The 24,797-nt window shown below is 57.5% G+C and carries 21 protein-coding genes, 1 tRNA gene, 1 pseudogene and 1 other annotated feature; of the genes and pseudogenes, 10 read left to right on the top strand and 13 right to left on the bottom strand.

The annotated features are described in order from the left end of the window. Positions 1 to 219: 219 nt before the first annotated feature. Entirely contained in the window at positions 220 to 2,130 is a 1,911-nt protein-coding gene (gene thrS / locus GFC01_RS11265; RefSeq protein ID WP_341473920.1) for a threonine--tRNA ligase, read from the bottom strand. A 56-nt stretch (positions 2,131 to 2,186) separates the two neighbouring features. Next, positions 2,187 to 2,415, bottom strand: a binding site (T-box leader). Between the two features lie 219 nt (positions 2,416 to 2,634). After that, on the bottom strand, positions 2,635 to 3,534 hold the full coding sequence (gene ytxC / locus GFC01_RS11260) for a putative sporulation protein YtxC (RefSeq protein ID WP_341473919.1): 900 nt from the start codon (positions 3,532 to 3,534) through the stop codon (positions 2,635 to 2,637). Between the two features lie 280 nt (positions 3,535 to 3,814). Between ytxC and GFC01_RS11255 the strand changes: the two genes are divergently transcribed. Next, the gene (locus GFC01_RS11255) at positions 3,815 to 4,318 is read left to right on the top strand and encodes a CBS domain-containing protein (protein WP_152947226.1); all 504 of its coding nucleotides are present in this window, start codon (positions 3,815 to 3,817) and stop codon (positions 4,316 to 4,318) included. A gap of 130 nt (positions 4,319 to 4,448) precedes the next feature. Here the strand turns inward: GFC01_RS11255 and GFC01_RS11250 are convergent, their stop codons facing one another. The 7 genes from GFC01_RS11250 to GFC01_RS11220 form a co-directional block, all read right to left on the bottom strand. Continuing rightward, complete coding sequence (locus tag GFC01_RS11250; RefSeq protein ID WP_152947225.1) at positions 4,449 to 4,808, bottom strand: hypothetical protein; 360 nt, start codon at positions 4,806 to 4,808, stop codon at positions 4,449 to 4,451. Positions 4,809 to 4,837: 29 nt separating this feature from the next. Beyond that, a tRNA-Val gene (locus tag GFC01_RS11245) sits at positions 4,838 to 4,912 on the bottom strand. 129 nt (positions 4,913 to 5,041) lie between these two features. After that, positions 5,042 to 5,203: a hypothetical protein gene (locus tag GFC01_RS11240; protein ID WP_152947224.1), complete on the bottom strand. Its 162-nt coding sequence runs from the start codon at positions 5,201 to 5,203 to the stop codon at positions 5,042 to 5,044. After that, a complete protein-coding gene (locus GFC01_RS11235) occupies positions 5,200 to 6,459 on the bottom strand; it encodes a D-alanyl-D-alanine carboxypeptidase family protein (protein ID WP_243137503.1) in 1,260 nt (419 codons plus the stop codon). Before GFC01_RS11235 ends, GFC01_RS11240 begins: the two co-directional genes overlap by 4 nt. A 167-nt stretch (positions 6,460 to 6,626) precedes the next feature. Further along, positions 6,627 to 7,238 (bottom strand): DedA family protein, encoded by a 612-nt coding sequence (locus tag GFC01_RS11230; RefSeq protein WP_152947223.1) that lies wholly within the window; start codon positions 7,236 to 7,238, stop codon positions 6,627 to 6,629. Between the two features lie 275 nt (positions 7,239 to 7,513). After that, entirely contained in the window at positions 7,514 to 9,022 is a 1,509-nt protein-coding gene (locus tag GFC01_RS11225) for a DUF7986 domain-containing protein (protein WP_194174918.1), read from the bottom strand. Positions 9,023 to 9,113: 91 nt separating this feature from the next. Beyond that, on the bottom strand, positions 9,114 to 10,601 hold the full coding sequence (locus GFC01_RS11220) for a S41 family peptidase (RefSeq protein ID WP_194174917.1): 1,488 nt from the start codon (positions 10,599 to 10,601) through the stop codon (positions 9,114 to 9,116). Positions 10,602 to 10,757: 156 nt separating this feature from the next. On the opposite strand from GFC01_RS11220, the gene polA reads away from it, so the two are divergent. The 9 genes from polA to GFC01_RS11175 all read left to right on the top strand — a co-directional run bounded on the left by polA (position 10,758) and on the right by GFC01_RS11175 (position 21,007). Continuing rightward, on the top strand, positions 10,758 to 13,454 hold the full coding sequence (gene polA / locus GFC01_RS11215) for a DNA polymerase I (RefSeq protein WP_152947221.1): 2,697 nt from the start codon (positions 10,758 to 10,760) through the stop codon (positions 13,452 to 13,454). Positions 13,455 to 13,468: 14 nt separating this feature from the next. After that, complete coding sequence (mutM, locus tag GFC01_RS11210) at positions 13,469 to 14,293, top strand: bifunctional DNA-formamidopyrimidine glycosylase/DNA-(apurinic or apyrimidinic site) lyase (protein WP_152947220.1); 825 nt, start codon at positions 13,469 to 13,471, stop codon at positions 14,291 to 14,293. Positions 14,294 to 14,390: 97 nt separating this feature from the next. Then, the gene (ytaF, locus tag GFC01_RS11205; protein WP_341473918.1) at positions 14,391 to 15,056 is read left to right on the top strand and encodes a sporulation membrane protein YtaF; all 666 of its coding nucleotides are present in this window, start codon (positions 14,391 to 14,393) and stop codon (positions 15,054 to 15,056) included. Between the two features lie 441 nt (positions 15,057 to 15,497). Continuing rightward, the gene (gene coaE / locus GFC01_RS11200) at positions 15,498 to 16,148 is read left to right on the top strand and encodes a dephospho-CoA kinase (protein ID WP_152947219.1); all 651 of its coding nucleotides are present in this window, start codon (positions 15,498 to 15,500) and stop codon (positions 16,146 to 16,148) included. A 251-nt stretch (positions 16,149 to 16,399) separates the two neighbouring features. Continuing rightward, entirely contained in the window at positions 16,400 to 17,101 is a 702-nt protein-coding gene (locus GFC01_RS11195; RefSeq protein WP_341473917.1) for a lytic transglycosylase domain-containing protein, read from the top strand. Beyond that, positions 17,098 to 18,102: an ADP-ribosylglycohydrolase family protein gene (locus GFC01_RS11190; protein WP_152947218.1), complete on the top strand. Its 1,005-nt coding sequence runs from the start codon at positions 17,098 to 17,100 to the stop codon at positions 18,100 to 18,102. Before GFC01_RS11195 ends, GFC01_RS11190 begins: the two co-directional genes overlap by 4 nt. Positions 18,103 to 18,225: 123 nt before the next feature. Then, on the top strand, positions 18,226 to 19,083 hold the full coding sequence (locus GFC01_RS11185) for a polysaccharide deacetylase family protein (RefSeq protein ID WP_152947217.1): 858 nt from the start codon (positions 18,226 to 18,228) through the stop codon (positions 19,081 to 19,083). Between the two features lie 94 nt (positions 19,084 to 19,177). Further along, positions 19,178 to 20,134: a phosphodiester glycosidase family protein gene (locus GFC01_RS11180; protein WP_152947216.1), complete on the top strand. Its 957-nt coding sequence runs from the start codon at positions 19,178 to 19,180 to the stop codon at positions 20,132 to 20,134. Between the two features lie 15 nt (positions 20,135 to 20,149). Further along, positions 20,150 to 21,007 (top strand): hypothetical protein, encoded by an 858-nt coding sequence (locus tag GFC01_RS11175; RefSeq protein ID WP_152947215.1) that lies wholly within the window; start codon positions 20,150 to 20,152, stop codon positions 21,005 to 21,007. A 73-nt stretch (positions 21,008 to 21,080) separates the two neighbouring features. On the opposite strand, the gene thiC is transcribed toward GFC01_RS11175, so the two are convergent. The 4 genes and pseudogenes from thiC to GFC01_RS11155 form a co-directional block, all read right to left on the bottom strand. Further along, on the bottom strand, positions 21,081 to 22,376 hold the full coding sequence (thiC, locus tag GFC01_RS11170) for a phosphomethylpyrimidine synthase ThiC (protein WP_341473916.1): 1,296 nt from the start codon (positions 22,374 to 22,376) through the stop codon (positions 21,081 to 21,083). 62 nt (positions 22,377 to 22,438) lie between these two features. Beyond that, positions 22,439 to 23,095: a sulfur carrier protein ThiS adenylyltransferase ThiF gene (gene thiF, locus GFC01_RS11165; RefSeq protein WP_152947214.1), complete on the bottom strand. Its 657-nt coding sequence runs from the start codon at positions 23,093 to 23,095 to the stop codon at positions 22,439 to 22,441. 18 nt (positions 23,096 to 23,113) lie between these two features. Beyond that, entirely contained in the window at positions 23,114 to 24,217 is a 1,104-nt protein-coding gene (gene thiH, locus GFC01_RS11160; RefSeq protein WP_152947213.1) for a 2-iminoacetate synthase ThiH, read from the bottom strand. Between the two features lie 226 nt (positions 24,218 to 24,443). After that, positions 24,444 to 24,797: pseudogene (locus GFC01_RS11155) on the bottom strand (thiazole synthase); the annotation flags it as partial.

The raw sequence follows: 24,797 nt of genomic DNA, 5'->3' as shown, positions 1-24,797 counted from the left end.
TAAAAGGCGGGCAGACTCCACCCGCCAGTATTCTCCAGATAAATGGAACAGGCTTCCACCGGATGAGAACCCTAAAGACAGCCTGCCCGGCGTCATAGGGTGAGAAGCGGATGGCTTCTACTTGTCATGATCTGGTTATTCTCTTATCCCGCCTATTATAGCACGGCCCATCAGAAAACGTCAAGGGCAACCGCGGATACCTGCGGATACCCCCATCCCTTAACCAATGGCTTTGGTACGGATTTCTTCCTCCAAACGGGAAAGAAAATGGTCCAGGGGCAGGGCTCCCTCATCCCCCCGGGAGCGGTGCCGCACGGCCACGGTACCTTCGGCGGCCTCCCGGTCCCCCACCACCAGCATGTAGGGTATTTTCTGGGCCTGGGCATCCCGCACCTTGTAGTTCACCTTTTCGTTGCGGGCATCCAGCTCCACCCGGATGTCCCGGGCGTCCAGGCGCTCCACCACCTGCCGGGCGTAGTCCATATGCCGGTCGGCAATGGGCAGCACCCGCACCTGTACCGGCGCCAGCCAGGTGGGGAAGGCACCGCCGAAATGCTCGGTGAGAATACCGATGAAACGCTCGATGCTGCCGAAAACCACCCGGTGGATCATCACCGGCCGGTGTTTCTGCCCGTCTTCACCAACGTAGGTCAGGTCGAACTTCTCGGGCATTAAAAAGTCCAGCTGAATGGTGCCGCACTGCCAGGTGCGTCCCAGGCAGTCCTCCAGGTGAAAATCTATTTTGGGCCCGTAAAAGGCGCCGTCCCCTTCATTGACCTTATACTCCATGCCCCTGGCCTGCAGCGCGTCCTCCAGAGCGGCGGTGGCCGTTTCCCAGATTTCATCGGAACCCATGGATTTTTCCGGCCGGGTGGACAGCTCCACCTTATAGTTGAAGCCGAAGACCCGGTAAAACTCATCCACCAGGTCGATGACGCCGGTGATCTCTTCCCGGATCTGGGAGGGCAGCATAAAAATATGGGCATCGTCCTGGGTGAAGCAGCGTACCCGCATCAGGCCGTGCAACACTCCGGAAAGCTCGTGCCGGTGTACCAAACCAAGTTCCGCCAGGCGTATGGGCAGGTCCCGGTAGCTGTGCAGGCGGCTTTTATAGACCAGAATGGCCCCCGGGCAGTTCATGGGTTTAACGGCAAAGTCCGTTTCGTCAATACGGGTGAAATACATGTTTTCCCGGTAATGCTCCCAGTGCCCGGACCTTTCCCACAGGGTACGGTTCAAAATAATGGGGGTACGGATCTCCTGGTAACCCCGCCGCCGGTGCTCCTCACGCCAGTACTGCTCCAGCTGGTTGCGCAGCACCATGCCTTTAGGATGAAAAAAGGGAAAGCCAGGCCCCTCTTCCTGGATACTGAAAAGATCCAGTTCCACCCCCAGTTTGCGGTGATCCCGCCGCCTGGCCTCCTCCAGGCGGAAAAGGTGCTCCTCCAGCTGGGATTTTTTCGGGAAGGCGGTGCCGTAAATGCGCTGCAGCATTTTGTTCCGCTCATCGCCCCGCCAGTAGGCCCCGGCCACCCCGGTGAGCTTCAGGGCCTTCAGCCGGCCGGTGGAGGGTATGTGGGGCCCGGCACACAGGTCGGTAAAATCCCCCTGACGGTAGATGGAGATCACCGCATCCTCCGGCAGGTCGTCAATCAATTCCACCTTGTAATCCTCGCCGGCGGCGGCAAACCTTTCCCGGGCCTCCTCCCGGGACACTTCCATCCGGGCAAAGGGCAGGTCTTCCTGCACTATCTGCTGCATCTCCTTTTCGATACGCTCCAGATCCTCCGGGGTAAAGGGCCGCCGGACATCGAAGTCGTAATAAAACCCGCCGGCAATGGCCGGGCCGATGGCCAGCTTTGCTTCCGGGAAAAGCCGCTTTACGGCCTGGGCCAGCACGTGGGCGGAGCTATGCCGGAAGACGTCCCGGCCCTGCTCGTCTTCAAAGGTATAAAACTGCACCGCTGCATCTTTTTCCAGCGGGAAGCTCAAATCCACCAGCCGCCCGTCCACGGAAGCCACCAGTGCTTCTTTGGCCAGCCGGGGGCTGATGCCGGCAGCCACCCGGGACAGGGGGGTACCGGAGGGATATTCCCGCACCGAACCATCCTTTAAAGTTACCTTAACCACCTGAAAGACTCCTTTCCACAGGTATATGTAAAACAGGCAAATAAAAAACGCCCCTTTTCAGGGACGACTGAGGCCGCGGTTCCACCCTGCTTGGCCGGCAAAACAGACCGGCCCGGCTCCATGATGATAACGGCATCACCGGCCCCGCTTAACGGCCTTTCCAGGCTTTAGGCCGGGCAGTTCCGGGGTGGTTTTCGGCCGGCCCGGTCCGGAGGCACTTTCAGCCACGGTGCCTCCTCTCTGGGGACGGGTACCCGTGCCTCTCTTCCCCTTCATCACATTTACAGTGGTTATTATATTGGAGAATTAAAAGATTGTCAACAGCAACGCCTACGGTTAATACCCGGGGCACGGCGTTGGCTTAAAGCGAACGACCGGCACTCACCAGAAGTTACTCTGCATCCGATCTTAAATTTTATAATGCTACGAAAATCTTATACGCCAGTGAGTGCCGGGCGGAGCGCCGGTAACAGCACCCTTACGCTCTCTGGATATTTACGCCCTTCACTCCTTTCGACACAGGGGACAGCCCCGGCATTCCCGCACCCGGCCGAAAAAAACGCCGCGGATGGTCTTTAAAGTGGTCTCATGCTCCCCTGTACCGGCGCAATGAAAGACCACCTGCCTGGGAGCCAGGGTAATCAGGGCGCTGATCAACATGTCTTCGTTATTGATTTTTCCATCCACCAGCTCCATGATTAAGCCTTCCAGGGATTCATTGCTGATTACCTGTGCCCGCTCATCCAGCAGGTGGAATACCCCGCCGGGGTGGATGAGCACATGAACCAGGTCAATCCGGGACTCCTGAATTTCCACGAAATAGCGCAGCAGCTGAATAAATTCCCGGTATTCCCTTTCCATGAGAAAATCATCCACTGCCCGCTCTATGGCCTGCTGCAGCTCATCCACATAATCTTTTAAGCGGAAACGGATGAATCCTTCAATGATGATCTGGTTATGCTGACGTAAAAAGTCCATAATTTTTTCAATGATCGCCCTCTTTAAACGGGAACGAAAAATCTGACCCTGTCCGGGAACACCGCCGGCCGGATGCCCTATGTATCCCAGGGTATATTCAAATATATTCCGCCGCTCATCTTCGTTAAAATAATAGTAGTTTTCCCGGATCATTTCCTCGACCAGCAGCTTTTCCCACTGGTCCAGGATCAGTTCCGAAAGAAAATGGGCCACCCGGTATCTGAAAAGGGCTTCTTTATCTTTCCCCTTATACTTGTCTTTTCCATAACTGGTTACCTGGCAGGACAGAAAAGTATACCTGCCGGCCGGGCGCTCCTGCAGTTGCACTTTCAGCCCTTCCCCTTCCAGGGCTTTCAGTTCCCGCCCCAATCCGGCCCGGATCAAATCGACATGCCGGGCAGTACCGATGGAGATGTTTTGCGCCACGGCCGTCACCCCTTTTCTGTTTGATAGTATATGTGCCGCTAAAAAGGGGTATACAGCCAGCCTTTACCGGGATCACCACGGCTTGTGAAACCCCCGACTTTACTGGTGCCTTTTAACGGTTATAAATCGTTCATTTGCCGGTAGACAGTTGAAATGTACAGAAAAAGGGCCATAATAATGAAAAAAAGCCCACCGGTAAAATGATTAAAGGGCGGTTTACCCCATTCTGGCGGAAAGGAGGTATTCCGGCCGGCAAAGTTTATCCGGCCGGGAGAATACCATGACCGAAAAACTGGTAAAAGAAATCATGATTCCGGTAAGCGAATATGCCACCGTCTACAGCCACGACCCGCTGCTCAAAGCCATCAGGGTGCTGCGGGAATCCTTTCACCGGGATGAAAAGGGTGTGGTTGGCGGACACCGGTCGGTGCTGGTGCTGGATGAAAACAACGACCTGGTGGGCATTCTTACCATCAGAACCATTTTAAAAGCCATTGAAGTGCAGTCCATTGGACCATCCTGGGCCAGCCTCTTCGCCGGACCGGTAATCAAAAGCGGTTTGAACATGCCCGTGCGGGAGGTAATGCGCCCGGTGCTTAAACCCTCCGTACGCGTAAACGATACCGTAACCCGGGCCATCCACGTTCTGCTGCGCAGTCAGGTGAACATCCTGCCGGTGATGGACCAGGGCAAAGTGGTGGGTATCGTCCGCTCCATAGACTTTTTCGAGATCATCGGTGAGGTTCTGGGGAATGGGGAGGTAAAACAGTGGCCGGGGGGTTAAAGGCCAGTCCGGTCCCACGATCACCCGGCGCCCATCTTGCGCCACCGTTGCGGGACAGGTGTGAACAATGGGCTCCAAAGAGGGGTTGCTAAAACACATGAAAAATAGCCGGACATATTGGTCCGGCCCCTCACCTCTGCAGACCCGCTGTTATTTCCTCCTGTTTGGTCAGACGGTTACTTAACCTGCGGATATCTTCCCACACATATCGCAATTCGTTTTTAATGGTGGAAACATCCTTCTGCAATTTCTTTTGACCGTCTTCCAGTTTTTGCTGGCCATTCTCCAGCGCTTCAAGACGCATATTAACGCCATTACGGAAATCATACATCTCCTGACGGAAATCATACATCTCCTGACGGAAATCATACATCTCCTGACGGAAATCATACATTTCCCGGCGGAATTCTTCGAACTCCTGCCGAAAGGGTTGTAACTCCTGCTGGATAATAGCGCGCAGCATACTGGCCAGTTCGTTATTATCCGGCATCTATAAACCCACCCTTCCCGGTAAAAAAATGGTGGGCGGGGAGGGAATTGAACCCACGACCTTCTGCGCGTCAAGCAGACGTTCTCCCACTGAACTACCCGCCCACATTTCATTGCTCTTTTTCAAAATCGCAAATATATTATTACTCAAACCAGGGGAAATGTCAAGGGGGCAGTTTTTCCCCAACCCCAAAACAGCATCGCTTGGAACGCGGCGGTGCTGTTTTTTTGTTTTTAAGCGCCCGCCAAAGATATCTGCCAGTTTACGGTGCCGTTCAACCAGACCCGGTCCGTAACGTCATCCACCAGAACAACCGTAGCCGCCGCCACCACCGGGCTGGCGGAAAGGGTAAAGGGGGTGGTGGAGCGGCTGGCTCTGAACCCGGAACCGTTCAATCCCCCCACGTAAAAGAGGTATTGCTTCCGCCAGTAAACATCCGCCTGAACCGGTAAAACCAGGTATGCCGCGGTACATCCCGCGCGGCCACCAGATCCAGCCGGCCCAGTTCCCGGCCGTCCAGGCGGTAAACCGCTTCCCCCACCTTTTGTCCGGCCCTAACCGGGGCTTGGACAGGGGAAAGCAACTTTATTTCCCTCTCCACCCGACGCAACTGGTCCCGTACCGCTTCCACCTGCACAGTACCGGCGGTAACCGCGGGGAGACTTTCCACCTGGCCGCCGGTCACCTTCACCCGGGCCACTTCTTCCCCCGGCCGGCCCAGGGCCACCTGTTGTACCTCCGTAAAGCCGTAATCCAGCAAAGCGGCCGCATCCCGGTAGCGGTTTTGGCTGTGGAGCACCACGGCAATCAAGCGGCGGTCGCCCCGGGTGGCCGAGGCCACAAGACAATTGCCGGCCCGGGGGGTGGAGCCGGTTTTCACCCCGTCAATGCCCGGGTAGCCGTTGTGGCGTAACAACCGGTTGGTATTGGCCACCGGCTCTTTTCTTTTGGAGTCGCAAAAAACAATGGTATCCTCCCGGGTGGCGACCAGGCGGTTGAACACGGGATTCTGCAGGGCATAGCGGGTGATCAGCGCCAGATCCCGGGCAGTGGTGTAATGCCGGGGGTGGTGATAACCGTTGGTATTGGCGTAGCGGGTGTTCAAAGCCCCCAGGACTACGGCTTTGTGGTTCATCATGCTGATAAACCGTTTTTCACTGCCGCCCACATGCTCGGCAATGGCCACCGTGCTGTCATTGGCCGATATGATCAGGGCCGCCTTAAGCAGGTTTTCCAGGGTGATCTTTTCCCCGGCCCGCAGGTCCAGCACGGAACCCATGCTTACGGAGGCTGCATTGCGGCTGACGGTGACCACATCGTCCAGCCGCCCGTATTCCAGGGCAATGATGGCGGTCATGATTTTGGTCAAACTGGCCGGCTCCCGCCTCTGGGATCCCCTTTTATCGTAAAAAATCTGCCCCGTGCGGGCATCCATGAGCACGGCGGCATCGGCGGTAACACCGGGGGGGTTGGCGCCGGCGGCTGCAGGGAAAATCAGAAACAAAAAGAGGCAGAGGAACAGCACCGCCCGGCAAATCATGGCGAACCGCCATCCGGCGGCCATGGAATGTAACCGGCATATCCTGGTATAAAACCCTTCGCCGGTAATCGTCCGTTTTACTTTTTGAGCAATAATTTCCCCTCCGTACAAGGGCGAATCCCTTCCTTTTCCCTTCTTTAGTTTCCACCGGTGAAGAAGGCTTTTATGAAAGGGAAAATCTAGCCCCGGGGACAAAATAAGCCAGGATCCGCAATGATCCCGGCCGGAGGGCGGGACAACGTACTCGCCTGTTAATTCATTTGCCTTTAAGCTTGTTCCTACCGCTTCCGCCTGAAGAGGCAAGCCGCCAGAAGCACCAGCAAAATACCCACCACCATCAGGTCGAGCCGGTGGAACCAGTATTTTAAATCCTGCCAGTGCTGGCCCATCTTCAACCCCAGATAAGTCAGGAAAAAACTCCAGGGCAGTGAGCCCAGAAAAGTGTAAATGACAAACCGGGGAAAATTCATACCGGAGATGCCGGCCGGCAGGGAAATAAAGGTGCGCACAATGGGCATCAGACGGGTGAAGAAAACGGTAACTTCACCGTAGCGTTCAAACCAGTACTCGGCCAGTTCCAGGTGTTTGCGGGAAATACCCACGTACGGGCCATACCGGAGCAAAAAAGGGCGTCCGCCCCATAGTCCCAAAAAATAAGAAAAAATGGACCCCACGGTACCACCGATGGTCCCGGCCATGGCCGCCCAGAAAAAGTCCAGCCGGCCCGTGGACACCAGATAGCCGCCGAAGGGCAATATCACTTCACTGGGCAGGGGTATGTTGGCGCTCTCAATGGCCATGCCGATGGCTATGCCCCAGTAACCCAGGGCGGAAATAAAGGCCACCGTCCGCTGGATGACCGGTTCCAGCAGGGAAGAAAGAAAGTCCATAATAATACCTCCATTTTGTAACTATACAGTAAAACCGGTGCAGGCACGGCGTTGTCCCGCTCACTCCTGTGCTCCGCAATCACCGGTTTCAGTGAATATTTACCTCCCCTTTGTATCCATCCGGGCGCTTCAAGGGGGCGGGTGAGCACCCGCCCCCTGACGGTAAACGTACAATTACCCGTAAAAACAATTAACTGGCAAGTCCTTAAAGGGGTCTGAAACCCATGACACAAATTTGCGCTACCCCCGGCGGTTCTCCACAAGAATGCTTATTTCTAAAGCTTGAGGTTTTCCAGGATTTGGGCCAGCAGGGGATCGGTTCCCTCCAGACCGGCCAGGGGCGGTTTCCGGGTGGAGTAACGCCGGTCAAAGGCCACCAGGTCAAGGGCACGGCACAGGGACCGGAAGTTGTTGGATATACTGGAAGCCGCCACGTTATACTGCCGGGCCAGCTCGTGCTGGCTGATTTTTTGATCAAACTCCAGGCGGGCCATGGCATAAATCACCGTGGCCACCCAAAGAGCCGGCTTGCGAAAGGTTGGACGCACCTGGGAGCAATAATCATGCCACAGGTGCAGTGCACCCTCCACCTGGCCCGGCCCATAGCCCCGCAGGCGCAAATCTTCCACCACACCCCGGGCCACACGGGCATGAATTTCGGCCGGCCACTGATAATCCTCGGCTTTTCTGCAGGGTTTTGCCGGACAGGTATCCTCATTCTCCCTGTCGTCCGCCACCAAACCCAGTTTCCGGCGCACCTTCTGAAGATCATAATGGGGCTCCCCATTTCTTTCCCGGCCGGCCTCAATCAACTCCAGTTCCCTCAGCAATTCCTCCACCCGGGCGCGGCCATCGGGAGTACGGCAGGCCTGGCGGGGAGTCTTGCCTGAAAGGGCCTGCAGCGGCCGGTCAATCCATTTATCATAATAATCGTCCAGAAAGGCGTCGGTAATGCGCTGGGCAATCCGGGCCGAAAGGCTATCCATGAGCATGTCGGATATCATCCCGTTAAGCTCCTCTTCCTCCTCCCCTTCCACCAGGTGGGGCAGGAAGGAATAATTAAAACCCATCTCCACCACCATGGCGTTGAGGATATGGGAGCGTTCCCTGAGATAATCATCCAGCGCTTCCCTGGACGAACGCTTTTGCCTGCGGGCGAAAGCATGCAGATCCTGGCGCAGCTTTTTTAAAAGGGCGTTCTTGCAAAACCCCGGCAGGGCCAGGCCGCTGGTGGAAAACTCGTATTCCTGGCCCACCTTTAAAACCCGCATGAACAGGATGGCACCGGGCTGAATATCTGCTGCCGCGTTGACATCATGTATTCTTAATTCCTTACGGTGCAGCAAATCCTTAACCGCCACACCCTTTCCAGGGAGGGTATATAAAACTTCATAGAGAGAAACCCTGGCTGCGGCCCACTCTGCCAGCAAAGCCCGCTCCCATTCAGACAATCCCTGCTCCCTGCCGAAGGTTTCGACAATGGTGGAACCGCCGGGCAACCGGTAATCAAAGATAAACCATTCGAAACAACGCTCCATGTTAAATTCGTCATCCCGGTCCACCACCTCCGGATCCAGGCACTCCAGATATATTTGCTGGGCCCTGGCCGCTTCCCGGGCAAAGGACTGGCTATCGGCAAATTCACCCAGCTTACGCCGTAGCTGCTGACCGGTCCGGCGCCAGCGGTACTGCTCCAGGGAAACGACCTTTGACCTGGCCCCGCAACACTGGTCGTAGGGCCTGCCGCTTCCGCAGGGGCAGGGAAAATCCTTCACTCCGGTCATTCTGGCCACCTCCTTTACTGGCAAAGGGAACTTTACCCGCATATTTTCATTCTTATTCGGTCTTCTTCAAGAGAATTCAACACCAGCAGGCCTATTCCTGCTTTCCCGGTGATAATTCCAGTTTTAAATGTTCCTCCGGCGGGGAAACCGTCACCCCCAGGGTGGTGAAAAGGGAAAGGGGCGCGTACAGGCTGCCTGCCGGCGAGTATAAGGTGCCGCCCAGGGGCTGCTCGAGACCATTGATGGTGACGGTATTCCGGTCCACATGCAGCACCGCCTTCCGCCCGGGGGCATCTATAAAAACCAGACGCCCTTCTTCCTGCCAGCGTACCTGAAACCCCAGGGCTTCCAGGGTAAACCGCAGGGGGAGGTAAACATCCCCGGAACGAACCTGCGCCGGCAGGCCGCCGGGGCATTCTTCCCCGCCCACCATAACGGCACCGCCCTTTAAGTCAAAAATAACGGTCCGGGGTGCCCCGGGATGCAGTTCCTGCCGGGCGGCCGGCAACTGCAGGGCCGGGGTCAAAACCCACCGGTCGGGCGCCAGGCCGCTGCCGTCGATGGAGCGCCCACGGGGTGTCAGATAGCGGGCAACGGTGATCTTTAACGCACCCCCCGCTTCCAGGGGGATGATGGCCTGTACCACACCCTTGCCGTAAGTGCGGTCGCCCACCAGCACCGCCGCTTTATAATCCTGCAGGGCACCGGCCAGTACTTCGGCGGCGCTGGCCGTCATGCCGTCCACCAGTACTACCAGGGGTATCCCCGCAGCCATGGCCCTGCCTGCAGTATAATAGTTTTCCTTCCGCCCATCCCGGTCAACCGTGGTAACCACCAGCTGGCCGGCAGGCAGAAAATAGCCGGCTATGTCCACGGCCGCCTGCAGGTACCCCCCCGGATCGCTGCGCAGATCCAGGATCAGCCCGGAAATACCGGCGGGCTGCCACTTTTCCAGCACCGCTTTCAGTTCCTCGGCCGTCCGGGAACCAAAGGTACGGATATTAATATAACCGGTATTCCCCGGAAGCATTTGCCATTCCAGTGTGGGAAGGTTTAAATTTTCCCGGTTTACTTCCACGGTAAGGTCCTGTCCCCCGGAACGGCGGATGGTCAGGACCACCCGGGAACCGGCCGGGCCGCGGATTTTCTCCACCACCTGCTGCAGGGGCAATCCCCCTACTTCCTGGCCGTCCACCCGGATAATGCGGTCCTTCTCCCGGATACCCGCCCGGGTGGCCGGGGAACCGGGCATTACCTTCACCACTGCCGGGTAGGGCGGCCACCCTTCCAGCTCCACGCCAATTCCGGCCATCTCTCCCTCCAGGGAGCCCGTAAACTGGTCCAGGCCTTCGGGACTTAAATATTCCGTATAGGGGTCGCCCAGGTTTTCCAGCATGCCCCGCACGGCCCCATCCACCAGCTGGCCCACCTCCGGCTTACCGATGTGGTAACGGTGAACATAGTCCATTATTTCTTTAACCGTGGAGGCGCCCCGGTCCACATCACCCGCCGCGGCGGGCAGCACCGGCCAGAACAGCAGGGAAAGAATAAGGCACAGGGGGACCAGTCTTTTGAACATAAAAACCACTCCGCTTTTCATATCCATAACTGGTAATTCGCCCCCTTTTGGTAATCTCCTGCATTAAAACTTAAGGCGCCCAGAAAATCATTAAAGAGAAGGTATTGCCACCCGGGGTGGTGAAATAATTACGAAAAAAAAGGCAGGTGTACAGAATTGCCGGAAACCACCTTTCTAATTATAGACGGCAACAGCCTGGCCCACCGGGCTTTTCATGCCATACCCCACCTGGCCACCAGCCGGGGCGTAACCACCAACGCCGTATTCGGTTTTACCAGTATGCTGTTCAAAGTGCTGGACGAGATCAAGCCGGATCTGGTGGCCGTTTGTTTCGACAAGGGTAAAGTTACTTTCCGCCACGATCAGTACGGCGAATACAAGGCCCACAGGCCGGCCACCCCCGAGGACCTGCGCCCCCAGTTTCCCTTAATCAAAGAAGTGCTGGAGGCCATGGCCATTCCGGTGCTGGAATGCGAAGGCTACGAGGCCGACGACCTCATCGGCACCCTGGTGACCCGGGCGGAAAAGGAGGGCCTCTCCTGCATCATCCTCACCGGCGACCGGGACGCCCTTCAGCTGGTCTCCCCCATGACCCGGGTGCTGCTCACCCGCAAGGGCATCAGTGAGCTGGAGGAATTCAACGAAGGCCGGGTGTGGGAACGTTTCGGCGTTACGCCGGACCAGTTTGCCGATTTCAAGGGGCTGGTGGGCGACCCCTCGGACAATATACCCGGCGTGCCCGGCATCGGCAGCAAGACGGCCGCCGCCTTATTAAAAGAATATGGGCGGCTGGAGGAAGTGGTGTCCAGGATAGACGACCTGCCCGCCCGCCAGCAGGAAAAACTGCGTGATTACCGGGAGCAGGCGCTGCTGTCCAAACAGCTGGCCACCATTGAAAGGAACGCACCCCTGGAAATAGACCTGGATGGCTGCCGCTGGGCCGGGCCGGATTATAACCGGCTGCTGCCTGTTTTCAGCCGGCTGGAGTTCAAAACCTTTCTGCGGACCATCAGGGAAAAACTGGGACAGGCGGAGGATGGGAAGGACAAACCTTCCCCCGGGGAAAAACAGCTAAAAACCCACCGGGTACCCTTCCAGCAGGTAAAGAGGGGGGAAGATTTGTCTCTGCTGCTCCAGCTGTGCCGCCGGTCCGGCCGGGTGGCCCTGGCCCTCTGCGGCCGCCGGGGGGAAGGACCGGCCGCCGCGGCCCTGGCCCTGCAGCCCCCGGAAAAGGAGGGGCCCGGCCCGACCGTCCATTACCTGGACCTGGACGCCCCGGCACTGAGGACGGCCGCCCTGGAAACCCTGGGTGCCGTCTGCCGCGATCCGGAAATAGAAAAGCTGCTCCATGACGGTAAAACGGCCCTGTGGCTCCTGCAGCATCACGGAATCCCCCTCAAGAACCTGGCCTTTGACACCATGGTGGCGGCCTATCTTTTGAATCCGGCGGACGCCGGCCGGGATCCGGCGGACCTGGCCCTGGAACACCTGGACCTGGTCCTGCCCTCCCGGAGCGAGGAAGCCCTGGCCGCCCGGGCCGACGCCATCTGGCGCCTGTCGGCGGTGCTGGGGGAAAAGCTCCGGCTGGCTGAAATGGAAAGGCTGTTTTATGAGGTGGAACTGCCCCTGGTGGGCGTGCTGGCGGAGATGGAAATGACCGGGGTAGCCGTAAACGGGGAGCGCCTCAAGGAAATGTCCCGTGAACTGGAAGGCAAGATTGCGGCTCTCTCCCGGCAAATATACCACCTGGCCGGGGAGGAGTTCAACATCAATTCCACCCGCCAGCTTGGAAACATACTCTTTGAGAAGCTGGAACTGCCCGTGGTGAAGAAGACAAAAACGGGCTATTCCACCGACGCCTCGGTGCTGGAGGAACTGGCCGGCTCCCACCCCATTATCCCCCTGGTGCTGGAACACCGGCAGCTGGTTAAGTTGAAATCCACCTATGTGGACGGCATGGCAGCCCTGATCAACCCGGCCACGGGGCGGCTGCACACCACCTTTCACCAGACGGTAACGGCCACGGGGCGCCTTTCCAGTTCCGACCCCAATTTACAGAACATACCCATCCGCATGGAGGAAGGGCGTAAGATCAGGCAGGTCTTCATCCCCCGCCGGGAGGGAAACCTGATTCTGGCCGCCGACTATTCCCAGATTGAGCTGCGGGTGCTGGCCCACATGGCCGGGGATCCGAACCTGATAGAAGCCTTTCGCCAGGGCCAGGACATCCACACCCGGACGGCGGCCGAGGTGTTCGGCGTGGCCATCACCGAAGTGACTGCCGGTATGCGCGGCCGGGCCAAGGCCGTCAACTTCGGCATTGTCTACGGCATCAGCGATTTCGGCCTGGCCAGGGACATCAACGTCTCCCGGCAGGAGGCCCGGGAATATATCAACAACTACTTCACCCGTTACCCGGGAGTAAAGGATTATATAGACCGCACCATTCGGGAGGCCCGGGAAAAGGGATACGTCACCACCCTTTTAAACCGGCGGCGCTACCTGCCGGACCTGTTCAGCGCCAACCGCACCGTGCGCAGCTTTGGCGAGCGCACGGCCGTGAACACCACCATCCAGGGTACCGCCGCCGACATCATCAAGCTGGCCATGGTACGCATCCACCGGGAGCTACAGGAAAAAAAGCTGGCCGCCCGGATGATCCTCCAGGTGCACGACGAGCTGATCTTTGACGTGCCGGCGGAAGAGCTGCCCGTGGTGCAGGAGCTGGTGCGCCGGCACATGGAAAACGCCCTGGTACTGGACGTACCCCTGGTGGTGGATATGAAGGCGGGACCCAACTGGTATGAAGTGAAAAAAATTGAGGAGCCGGCGGGAGAACCGCCGCGGCAATAAAAAAGGAGCTAACCATGCCTGAATTACCGGAAGTGGAAACAATTAAGCGATCACTGGAGAAAAGTTTGCCGGGGCTGGTCATTGAGAAAGCGGATATTTTCCTGCCCAAAATCATAAAGGCACCGGGACCGGAGGAATTCTGCCGGGAGGTGGCCGGAAAAACCATCCGGAAGGTGGACCGCCGGGGCAAGTACCTCTTAATCAACCTTTCGGATGGGCTGGTCCTGGCGGTGCACCTGCGCATGACCGGGCGGCTGATTTACAGTGGGAGGGAAGCCCCCGTGCCCCGCTACACCCACCTGATCCTGCACCTGGACAACGGCCACCGGCTCTATTTTGCCGACATGCGCCAGTTCGGCCGCCTCTGGCTGGTGCCGGAATCCGGCCTGTCGGCCATTTCCGGTCTGGCCGGGCTGGGGGTGGAACCCTTGAGCCCGGCCTTCACCCCGGACTACCTGGCGGAAAAATTGAGGGGGCGCCACACCCGCTTAAAACCCCTATTGCTGGATCAAAGGTTCATTGCCGGGCTGGGTAATATTTACGCCGACGAAGCCCTGCACCGGGCCGGCCTGCACCCCCTGCGGGAGGCCGGCAGCCTTTCCGCAGCAGAAGTGGAAACCCTCTACCGGGTCATAAGGGAAGTGCTGGAGGAAGGGATAAAATGCCGGGGCACCACGGTGCGGGACTACGTGGACGGCACCGGCCGGGCGGGTACTTTCCAGAATAAATTAAGGGTTTACGGGCGCAGCGGCCTGCCCTGCCCCCGCTGCGGGGAAACCATCACCCGCATCAAAACGGGCGGGCGCAGCGCCTGCTTTTGCCCCGGGTGCCAGAAATAGTTGACCTCTTCAACAAACCGGGTAACCAGACACAAATCGACCGGTCCTTCCATAGAAATGATAGGAGACTTTAAAAAAGACCGGGAGGGACTGGTCAGTGGAACTGCTCTCCATCATCGTCTTTGCCCTCGCCCTGAACATGGACGCCCTTGGTACGGGAGTGGTTTACGGCGTGCGGGGCATCCGCCTGCCCTTCACTTCCGTACTCATCATCAGCCTTATGTCGGTTGCGGCCATCGGCCTGTCCATGACGGCAGGCCAGCTGGTGGCCCGGGTTATTTCCGAAACCTTCGCCCGGCACCTGGGCGGTGTAATTATAATTCTCATGGGCCTGCGGATTCTCATTCAGTCCGTGAGGGAAAGAAAAAGAAACAGGGGGAGCTGGCGGTCTTCTGACGGAATTGAAGATGAAGAGGAGCCCCAGCCGGTGGTCCAGCTTCGCATCCGTCCACTGGGGGTGATGGTCCAGGTCCTGCGGGAACCCCACCGGGCCGACCTGGACCGCTCGGGGGTCATTTCCGCCCGGGAGGCCGTATTGCTGGGCCTGGCCCTGGCCCTGGACGCATTCAGTGCCGGCTTCGCCTTTTCCATGCTGGGGTTCAACCTGCTGCTGACCACCCTGCTGGTAGGCATCGGAGACATGGCCATGATCTACGCCGGTCTCCTGGCCGGCCGGGGCTTCGGCACCACCGCCCTGGGCCGCCAGTTCTCAGCCCTGCCCGGGTGCATCCTGATCATGCTGGGGATATTAAAGTTACGATAACGAAACCCAGTGATTACCTTTTCATTATGGCATCAGCGTCCTGGAAAAGCGATAACAAAAGCAATCTATGCCCCCGGAAAGCAGAAATGGCGGGTGAGATCCCGCCTTTCCGGTTTCTTCCCCGTCTAACCCCCGTGCCGCTGCCGGACATCGACAGAGCGCGGATTTTGACTTTTCCGGTTTTTTCCCCGCCTACGTCCCCAAACCTCTACCTTATCCAACCGCTCTTGATGGCGGGTATTCCTTTTGGGTAAAATGATCAGGACACTCCCGTGGGCCTGCCCCACCGGCACCCGTGGAAAACAAGTCTAATGGGCCGGACACATCAACTGGCTTTCAGCGGCATAATTTTTACAATTAATTAATCTTCCCCGGTCGGGTACCGGGCAGGAACATGGCCCCGCAGGGCGAATTGGTTGTAAATAACACGGAGGGAAACCCATGACGGTTATCGGCCTGACGGGAAACATCGGCAGCGGGAAGAGCACCGTGGCACGCTATTTACAGGAACACGGCGCCGAAATTATCGACACCGACCGGGTGGCCCGGGAAGTGGTGGAACCGGGCAAACCGGCCTGGCAGGAGATTGTGGACACCTTCGGCCGGGAAATACTGCAGCCCGACGGAACCCTGGACCGCAGCGCCCTGGGCCGGCTGGTCTTTGGGGATCCGGCGGCCCGGGCCAGGTTGAATGCCATTGTCCACCCCCGGATCAGGGAGGAAGTGGAACGGCGGAAAAGGGCCTTTCACAACCGTCACAGGGATAACCGGAAAGTGCTGGTGGTGGAGGCCCCCCTGCTCATTGAAGCCGGTATGCAGGAACAGGTGGATCAGATCTGGCTGGTGGTGGTGGATCCGGAGGAGCAGTTGCAGCGGGTGATGTCCCGGGACGGCCTGAGCCGGGAAGATGCCCTGGCCCGCATCAATGCCCAGATGCCCCAGGGGGAAAAGTTACGCCATGCCCATGTGGTCATCGACAACAGCGGCACGCCGGAGGAAACCCGCCGGCAGGTGGCCGCCCTGTGGGCAAAGCTGAACGGGGAGCAAATTAGCAGGAGTTGCCCACCTTATCATTCCCTCTGCGAACAATGAAAACCGGTTGACCTGCCCGACACCTACAGGCATTCGGGATGGTGCTATAGAAAAATTATACGCGGATTAACATAATTTCAATTACCTTATTCCGGTGAGTGTTGGGCTACTTGATCCAACAACCAACGACTAACGACCGGCGGCCATCTTCCTGGGAGATCCCATTCGTCCATGACGGTAAAACTTGTTCATATACCGCTTTTTGGAGTGATGTTTTTTTGTCTTTTAGCCCGGCAAAAAAAGGCTTTCCGGTGCGGTTGCTTATTGTAACGCTGATCTTGCTGGCCATGTGGAATATTGATCACCTGGGGAGGATCTTTTACCCCTTTCCCTACCGGGAAACGGTCATGAATTACGCCGCCGGAAATGGTCTGGATCCCTTCCTGGTGGCGGCAATAATCAAGACGGAGAGCAACTTCAATCCCCGGGCCACTTCCCGCCGGGGCGCCCGGGGATTGATGCAGGTAATGCCGGAGACGGGCACCTGGGCGGCGGAAAAAATGGGCCTGACCCATTACCACCCGGACCTGCTCTACGACCCGGAATTCAATATTCGCCTGGGTACCTGGTACCTGGCCGACCTGTACCGCACGTTCAACCGGGACACCACCCTGGTGCTGGCCGCCTATAACGGTGGCCGGGGTAACGTTCAGAAATGGCTGGAACAGCAGCACTGGACCGGCGAGAAAAGCAAGCTGGACCAGATCCCCTTTCCCGAAACCAGGCAGTTCATCCGCAAGGTGCTCTGGAACTACCGGGTGTACAGTTACCTGTATGGAGAAACAACTGCTAAAAGCATGGGAGACGCACCGCCGGATAGAACGGGCATTTTTAACACCGGGACAACCGGCGCATTCCCCTTGAAGGACGCCGGCGAAACCAGGGGGATAATTATGAAAAAAAACGGTTGCGGCCGGGCATTTTCATTACATGTAAGGGGTGAGAATGGTTGAAAGAGATTATCAAGGCGGCTTTTTACGGAGCAGCAGTGGGCGATGCCCTGGGCGGCCCGGTAGAGTTGATGAGTGCTGCGGAGATCCGGGAAAAGTACGGGGTATTGAAGGAGATGGTGGGAGGCGGCTGGTTGAATCTGGAGCCGGGGGAATACACCGACGACACCCAGATGTCCCTGGCCGTGGCCCGGGGCATCCTGGCCAATCCTATCTTTCCCATCGAGGAGATTGGTCGCCATTTCATCCGCTGGTACCAGTCCGGCCCCAGGGACATCGGCAATACCACCCTCATGTCCTTCCGCAATTTCCTGCACACGGGAAACTGGAAGGAAGCCTCCCGCATCACCGCCCAATCCCTGAACAAGCTGGATTCCAACGGCGGACTGATGCGTACTCTGCCGGTAACCTTCGGTTACTGGCACGACCTGGCGGCCATGGCCCGGTGGTCGGTACAAATTGCCTACATGACCCACTACAGCCAGGAGGGGGCTGCCTGCTGCCTTTTTTACAACCTGCTCATATATCTCCTGGGTGCAAAGCGCCATTTAAGCCGCCGGGAAGCGGTTACGGAAGCACTGCACCTGACCGACCATTTCTGCCGCCAGCTGGATATTCAGCCTGCCAAATTTTTCTGGTACATCATCCACCATATTCAAAGGGGTGCGCCGGAAGCCGTCCCCCGGGGCAGTGCCCTGGATACCCTGGCCACTGCCTTGCAGTGCTTCCTTTTCACCGGTAGTTTTGAAGAAGCATTGATTGCCGCCGTCAACCGGGGGGACGATACCGATACGGCGGGTACGGTAACCGGCGGTATGGCCGGCACCTTCCACGGATTTGCCGCCATCCCGAAAAGATGGTTGAACGCGCTGAAAAATACCGAACCCCTGGATGAAGTGATTGAAGGCCTTTACCGCCTGATCAAAAGTCACGAGCATAACCCGGAACCGCCAGAACCGATAGACGAAGAAGAATACAGCACCTGGCCGTCCTGTCAAAGCTGAACTTAAACCGGCGGCGTTATGCCGGGTGGATCCCCCGGGGCTTACCAGCAATAATGTGATGATTTCTGACCATAGCGCAGGATATTTACCTGCTCGTGTCGAATTTAAGACCTGGTGAGGCTGATGCAGAGGATCTTTCTGGCAGGTGCCGTCCTGATTTACATTGCCGGTCTGGTTTATTTTACCAGCTTCTTTTCCGTCCCGAAAAACCATACTTCCAGGCCGGCCACCCCCATCCGCACCGCCACTGGCGAAGATAAACCGGGAGAAAAACTGGTTCCGGCAGGGCAGCGGGAAGATGAGCTTTCATTTCCGGCAGGGGTACCCGTTCTCATGTACCATAAAATCGGACCGGAGAAAAACAACGACGCAGTTATCTCGCCCGAAAGATTCCGGGAGCATATGACCTACCTTTATGAGCAAAACTACCGCCCCATTTCCCTGGATGAGCTTTATGCCTATTTAAACCATGGGGCCGGTTTGCCGCCAAAGCCGGTGGTAATCACCTTTGACGACGGTTACCGGGATACCTATGAAATTGCTCTACCGCTGCTGAAAAGATATAAATTTAAGAGTGTTTTGTTTATTCCGGGAATGGAGGTAGGAAAGAGCTTCACCCGGGATGAACTGCTGGACATGAAAGCTTCCGGCATGGAAGTGGCGGCCCACGGCCAGACCCACCGGCCGCTGGCGAAACTATCCCCCCGGGAGCAGGAGGAAGAAATAAGCAGGGTCAAAGAATCGCTGGACAGTGTACTGGAACAGGACACCCGTTACTTTTGTTATCCCTATGGCAGTTACGACCAAAATACAATGGAAATATTGCAAAAAAAAGGGTTCCGCCTGGCTTTCACCATGCAGCCGGGCTGGGTTCAACCCGGCGACAATCCCCTGGCCCTGCACCGGATATGGGTGGGCAACAGTATAGATCTCCGGCGGCTGGAGGAAAGGCTGACCCGGGAAAATTATTCCAGAATCTAAATTTGCAGCAGAAAGAAGGTTTTACCGGTTTTTAATCGAATTTTAACTTTTCGATCCTAAAATAAACGGTGACATCTGACAAAAGGTGGCTGCCATGCGCAAATTACGCATAATCGGCCGGGTGCTTTTCCGGTTCCTGGTCATCAACCTGATATTGCTCCTGCTGACCGGGCCAGTGGTGGTGCTTTACGGTCCCTTTAACAACATAAAGCGCAGTGTGGTGGGTGCCGTGTTGAATTCGCGCCACCCCCAATATATCACCTGGCTTCTTTCCGCTGAAGAAATCTCATCTATTCTGGGCAATGAAAGCGACACCCCTTCCGTGCGGCAGGATATATTCAGCTTCACCACCAGGCGCCATAATGACCAGTTACGGCTGGTGGACATTAAGGGAACCCGTTTTCAGGGCTTTTTGCTGGAAGTGCCCGATCCCACCCGGGTAAAGGTGGCCACCGCCCGGGACCTGCATGAAAAAGGGGATACGGTAAGCACCATAGCATTGAACAATAACGCCATTGCCGCCATCAACGCCGGTGGTTTTTACGATCCCCAGGGCACGGGAACGGGCAGGCTGCCCTATGGGGTAATCATTCACGACGGCCGGTTTCTGGTGGGTGAAGAAATAAAAGACCAGGTGGACCTGGTGGGCCTGACCCGGGAGGGAGTTCTGGTGGCGGGCAAGTATACGGTCCAGGAAATGAAAAAAATGCACGTGGCGGAGGGAGTTACCTTCGGTCCGCCCCTGATTGTCAACGGACGCAAAACCATCACCAAGGGCGATGGGGGCTGGGGTGTGGCTCCCCGTACGGCCATCGGCCAGCGTAAAGACGGCACCATCCTGCTGCTGGTGCTGGATGGTCGCCAGCCGGGATATTCCATCGGCGCCACCCTTTTGGATGTGCAAAATATCCTCTATGAACAGGGAGCCTACGTGGCGGCCAACCTGGACGGCGGTTCCAGCACCACCATGTTTTACAACGGCCGGGTGGTGAACAAGCCCTGTGATATGCTGGGGGAACGGATGGTCCCCACTGCCTTTATCGTTCAATAGGGGAGGGATCGGCCAGTGCGAAAGGTCTTTAAATTAGCCGTCTGGCTGGCGACAGCCCTGGTGCTACAGGGGGGTATATATTTCTACCTGGATCAGGTGTTGCTCGCTCCGGCCTCCTCCTTTCAGGTGGGCGGTGCCACCGGGGAATCGGACACCGTAACCAGCGGGAAAGTCTACTACTCCCGGGACCACCGCTATATGGCCCTGGTCAAAACGGACCGGGTGGAAATCTATGCCATGCCCAATAAAAAACTGGTTCGTACCGTAGAGATGAAAGACAAACAGGTTTCCTATTTCAAGTGGCTGGATGACCGGGATCTGGCCTTGATGGGTCTTTACCAGAGTGTTTCCGGCTATACCTATGCCACCCTGACCCAGCTGTTCCCCCAGGAAGGAATGCATGAAGTATCCACCACCATCAGCAAGTTGCCTGCCGGCAGCAAGATTACCGACGTAGCCTTTTCTACGGCTACCAATGTCATTTATATACAGGTAAAAACCGGCCGGGATACTTACCACATCTATCGTACCGATGCCAACCACACCCTGGCCCGCATCCCGTTAAACACCAGCCGCATCGGACGCATCACCACCATGTTTGACCGGGACTGCCTGATTTACGATGACCTGGCCAATAACACCGTAAATATACGGGAAGGGAACGGCAGCTGGCGGGTCATATCACCTCCGGGGGCCAAGTACCGTCTGGTGGGCGTGGACCATGAAAACAATATCTATATCACCAGACTCAACCAGGACGGCCTGGGCGAAAGTATTTACCGCGGGCGTCTGCAGGTGGGCTTTACCCACGACAGGGATTTAAAAACCCCCATGGACACCCGGGATTTAAAGCTGAGCGACATTACGGGATAAAACGGCCGCAGCAGTTCATTAAAACTGCTGCCACAGGCAGGATACCGCGTTGTCCAAAGTGGTATCCTTTTTGTTAAACAGGCCCCGGATCCCCCATCACCCGGTTCATGTTGCGCACGGCACACATCTCGCCACACATGGTGCAGCTGTCCTCCTTTTCCGGCCGGGACTCTTCACGGTAGCGCCTGGCCTTCTCCGGATCAATGGCCAGCTGGAACATTTTTTCCCAGTCCAGTTTGCGCCTGGCCTCACTCATGGCGTCGTCCCACTGCCGGGCGCCGGGTATGCCCTTGGCAATGTCGGCGGCATGGGCGGCAATGCGGGAGGCAATGATGCCCTCCTTCATATCCTCCAGGGTGGGCAGGCGCAGGTGTTCGGCCGGGGTGACGTAGCACAGGAAGTCGGCACCATGGGCCGCCGCAATGGCCCCGCCGATGGCGCTGGTGATATGGTCGTATCCGGGGGCGATATCGGTCACCAGGGGGCCCAGAACGTAAAAGGGCGCCCCGTGGCACAACTTCTTTTCCAGGAGCATGTTCGGGCCAATCTCATTTAGAGGCATGTGTCCGGGCCCCTCGATCATCACCTGCACATCCTTTTCCCAGGCCCTTCTGGTTAACTCGCCCAGGGTAATGAGTTCCTGAATCTGGGCGGCGTCGGTGGCATCCTTCAGACAGCCCGGGCGGCAGGCATCCCCCAGGCTGATGGTCACGTCGTAACGGCGGCAGATTTCCAGCAAGTCATCGAAATACTCATAAAAGGGGTTTTCCCGGCCGTTTAATTCCATCCAGGCAAAGAGCAGCGCTCCCCCCCGGGAAACGATGTTGGTCAAGCGTGGCGTTTTTTTGAACCGGGCTGCCGTTTCCCGGTTGACGCCCGCATGAATGGTCATGAAATCCACCCCGTCGGCGGCGTGTTTTTCTACCACCCCCAGGAACTCTTCCGGAGTGATCTCCCTTAAATCCTTGTCATAATAGCCCACGGCATCATAAACCGGCACCGTTCCCACGGCCACGGAAGACATGGTTATGAGCCGGCGTCTGAATTCCGCCGTTTTGCCGTAACAGCTTAAATCCATAATGGCATCGGCCTTTAACTCTATGGCCACCCGGGCCTTTTCCAGTTCGGTTTCCCCATGGCAGCAGTCCTTGGAAACGCCCAGATTGACGTTGATCTTGGTACGCAGGCCCCGGCCGATGCCGCAGGGGTCCAGCGTTTTATGATTTTTATTGGCCGGGATGACCACCTGGCCCCGGGCAATTAAATCCCGCAGGTTTTCCACCGCCACCCCTTCCTTACGGGCCACGGCCTCCATTTCTTTTGTGATGAGCCCCCGCCGGGCAGCATTCATCTGGGTGCTGTATTCCACCTTTACATTCCTCCCAGGTTAATCGTTGGTAGTCAGTCATTGTCACTGGACTTAAGCCGGAATTACCCCTGCGAATCCCGGATTACCCCCAAAGGGGTCTGACTCTGGAGGCCCTTTCCCAGCACATGGCTCAGGACCAGATCGGCCTGCTTGGCGGCGGCCACGGCCACACCCGGCGCCAGGGGCGGGCAGTCCGGACCTGCTTCCGAAACCAGGTCGCCCACCAGGAAGAAATTTTCCTTCACCCGGTGGATGACAATCCCGTCGCTGCGCCCCCACCCGGCCAGGCCGGAAGCAGCCACCACCAGTTTATCCAATCCCAGGCAGGTCTCCACCACCAGTTTTTTGTACTCCGGCCGGTCCAGGGCTTCCACCACCACCGGGCAGTCGTCAAACAGGCCGGCCACATTGTCCTTTTCAATCCTTAGTGCCAGCGACTCGATGAACAGGTCGGGGTTTATGCGGCGCAGGTTTTCGGCCAGGGCCTCCACCTTTAACAGACCCACCTGGCCGGCAAAGAAAAACTGGCGATTCAGATTGCCGGCCTCCACCCGGTCAAAATCCACAATCTTGAGCCTTTTAAAACCGGTGCGCACCAGGAAAGCGGCACAATTGGAACCCAGGCCGCCGGCTCCGGCAATGCCCACCTTCACCTGCTGAATGCGGGCCAGGTTTTCCGGCCCCAGGGTGGCCGCCAGGGTCGTCTCAAAGGCGTTCAAACTACCCACTCCTGTTTCTTAAAGATACTGCCAGTTTTTATACACCGGCTGGTAACCCTGTTCATAAAGCATTCTGGCCATGGCGGCCACATCCCGTTCATCGGATATTTCAAACTGGCCGGTGACCGGTGATTCCGCAATGCGCCCGCCCACGGCGGTGCAGGAACCGGCCGACATGCGGGTGGCGCCCAGTTTTACCAGGCGATCCCGCAGCCAGGCCCTTTCCCGGGTGGAAATGGTAATGCCTCCCCGGGGCATGAACAGGCGGAAGGCCACCATGTACTGCACCAGGTTGCGGTCGGTGACCTCCACCGGGGGTGAGAAACCGCCCAGCTGGGGCCTCATGCGCGGCGGCGAAATGCTTACCTCCACCTCCGGGAAGCGGTTCTGCAGATAGTCGGCGTGCAGGCCGGTGAAAAAGGCCTCCCGGCGCCATTCATTCAGGCCCAGCAACGCACCCACGTTCACCTCCCGCATGCCGGCCCGGCAACCCCGCTCGGGGGCATCCAGGCGGAAGCGGTAGTTTCGCTTGGGCCCGGGGGGATGCAGCCGGGCGTAAACCTTTTCATCATATACTTCCTGGTACATGGTCAGGCCGTCCACCCCGGCGGCGATTAGTTCGGCGTATTCCTCTTCCTTCAAGGGATAAATTTCAATACAGATGGCGGTGAAATATTTTTTCAATACCTGTACGCATTCTTTAATATAGGACACCGGGGAATCTTTCCGGGATTCACCGGTTAAAATGAGAATGTGCTTCAACCCGGTGGCGGCAATGACCCTGGCTTCTGCCTCCACTTCAGACGGCGAAAGTTTTCTGCGCTCCAGTTCATTCCCCGCATGAAAGCCGCAGTAAACGCACCGGTTGACGCAGTAGTTGGATAGATAAAGAGGTGTATAAAGCAGGATGGTGCGCCCGAAGTGCTGGACCGTCAGGCGGTGGGCCTTCTGGGCCATCTCCTCCAGATATGGTTCCGCCGCCGGAGAGAGGAGCGTCAGGTAGTCCAGGGGCTTTAGACGGTCCTTGCCCAAAACCCGCAGCACATCCCTACCGGTGACAGAGGAAAAAAAGCCTGCAAAGTCAAAGTCCTGATATTGCCGGTAGACTTCGTAGAAACTCATGGAATTCGCTTCCTTTCAAACAGGTAACTAAAATACATCACAGACCGCCGGTTAAGCAGGTGCTTAACAAATACCCGCACCCATACGCTTATAAAACCCGCTGCCGTAACTGAAGCTGCCCGGGCACCCGGTAAACTGCACCGTTGCCACAGGGGTGGGCGGATTTCCACTGCCGCAGGTAATGGGCCGGTGCGGCCGCAGTAAACCCCGGATCTCCTCCGGTGATTCAGGATGCGGTTAAATTTTCATCCCTTAAAAAGCCGGTCAGGGGCGATGAAGCCCGGGCGTACTGCTGCACCTCGCCCGGCCCGGCCAGGTGGGCCGCCCGGCCGGCTTCCACGGCCAACCCAAAGGCCCGGCCCATGGCCACCGGGTCACCGGCGGTGGCAATGGCCGTGTTCACCAGCACCGCGGCGGCACCCATCTCCATGGCCTCGGCCGCCTCGGATGGCCGCCCGATGCCGGCATCCACAATAATGGGCAGCGGTATTTCCTCGATTAAAATGCGGATCAGTTCCTTTGTCCGCAGCCCCCGGTTGCTGCCGATGGGTGCACCCAGGGGCATGACCGCCGCCGCCCC

Source organism: Desulfofundulus thermobenzoicus, from assembly GCF_009428905.1.
Classification (GTDB): domain Bacteria; phylum Bacillota; class Desulfotomaculia; order Desulfotomaculales; family Desulfovirgulaceae; genus Desulfofundulus_A; species Desulfofundulus_A thermobenzoicus.
Note: the sequence above shows the minus strand (reverse complement) of the source record. Positions and strands in the feature narration are given on the sequence as shown.

Excerpts from the sequence above, each read along its gene's own strand:
- GFC01_RS11255 (WP_152947226.1), top strand. The coding sequence starts at position 3,815 with ATGACCGAAAAACTGGTAAAAGAAATCATGATTCCGGTAAGCGAATAT.
- GFC01_RS11250 (WP_152947225.1), bottom strand. The coding sequence starts at position 4,808 with ATGCCGGATAATAACGAACTGGCCAGTATGCTGCGCGCTATTATCCAG.
- GFC01_RS11230 (WP_152947223.1), bottom strand. The coding sequence starts at position 7,238 with ATGGACTTTCTTTCTTCCCTGCTGGAACCGGTCATCCAGCGGACGGTG.
- GFC01_RS11225 (WP_194174918.1), bottom strand. The coding sequence starts at position 9,022 with ATGACCGGAGTGAAGGATTTTCCCTGCCCCTGCGGAAGCGGCAGGCCC.
- GFC01_RS11220 (WP_194174917.1), bottom strand. The coding sequence starts at position 10,601 with ATGTTCAAAAGACTGGTCCCCCTGTGCCTTATTCTTTCCCTGCTGTTC.
- mutM (WP_152947220.1), top strand. The coding sequence starts at position 13,469 with ATGCCTGAATTACCGGAAGTGGAAACAATTAAGCGATCACTGGAGAAA.
- coaE (WP_152947219.1), top strand. The coding sequence starts at position 15,498 with ATGACGGTTATCGGCCTGACGGGAAACATCGGCAGCGGGAAGAGCACC.
- GFC01_RS11185 (WP_152947217.1), top strand. The coding sequence starts at position 18,226 with ATGCAGAGGATCTTTCTGGCAGGTGCCGTCCTGATTTACATTGCCGGT.
- GFC01_RS11180 (WP_152947216.1), top strand. The coding sequence starts at position 19,178 with ATGCGCAAATTACGCATAATCGGCCGGGTGCTTTTCCGGTTCCTGGTC.
- thiH (WP_152947213.1), bottom strand. The coding sequence starts at position 24,217 with ATGAGTTTCTACGAAGTCTACCGGCAATATCAGGACTTTGACTTTGCA.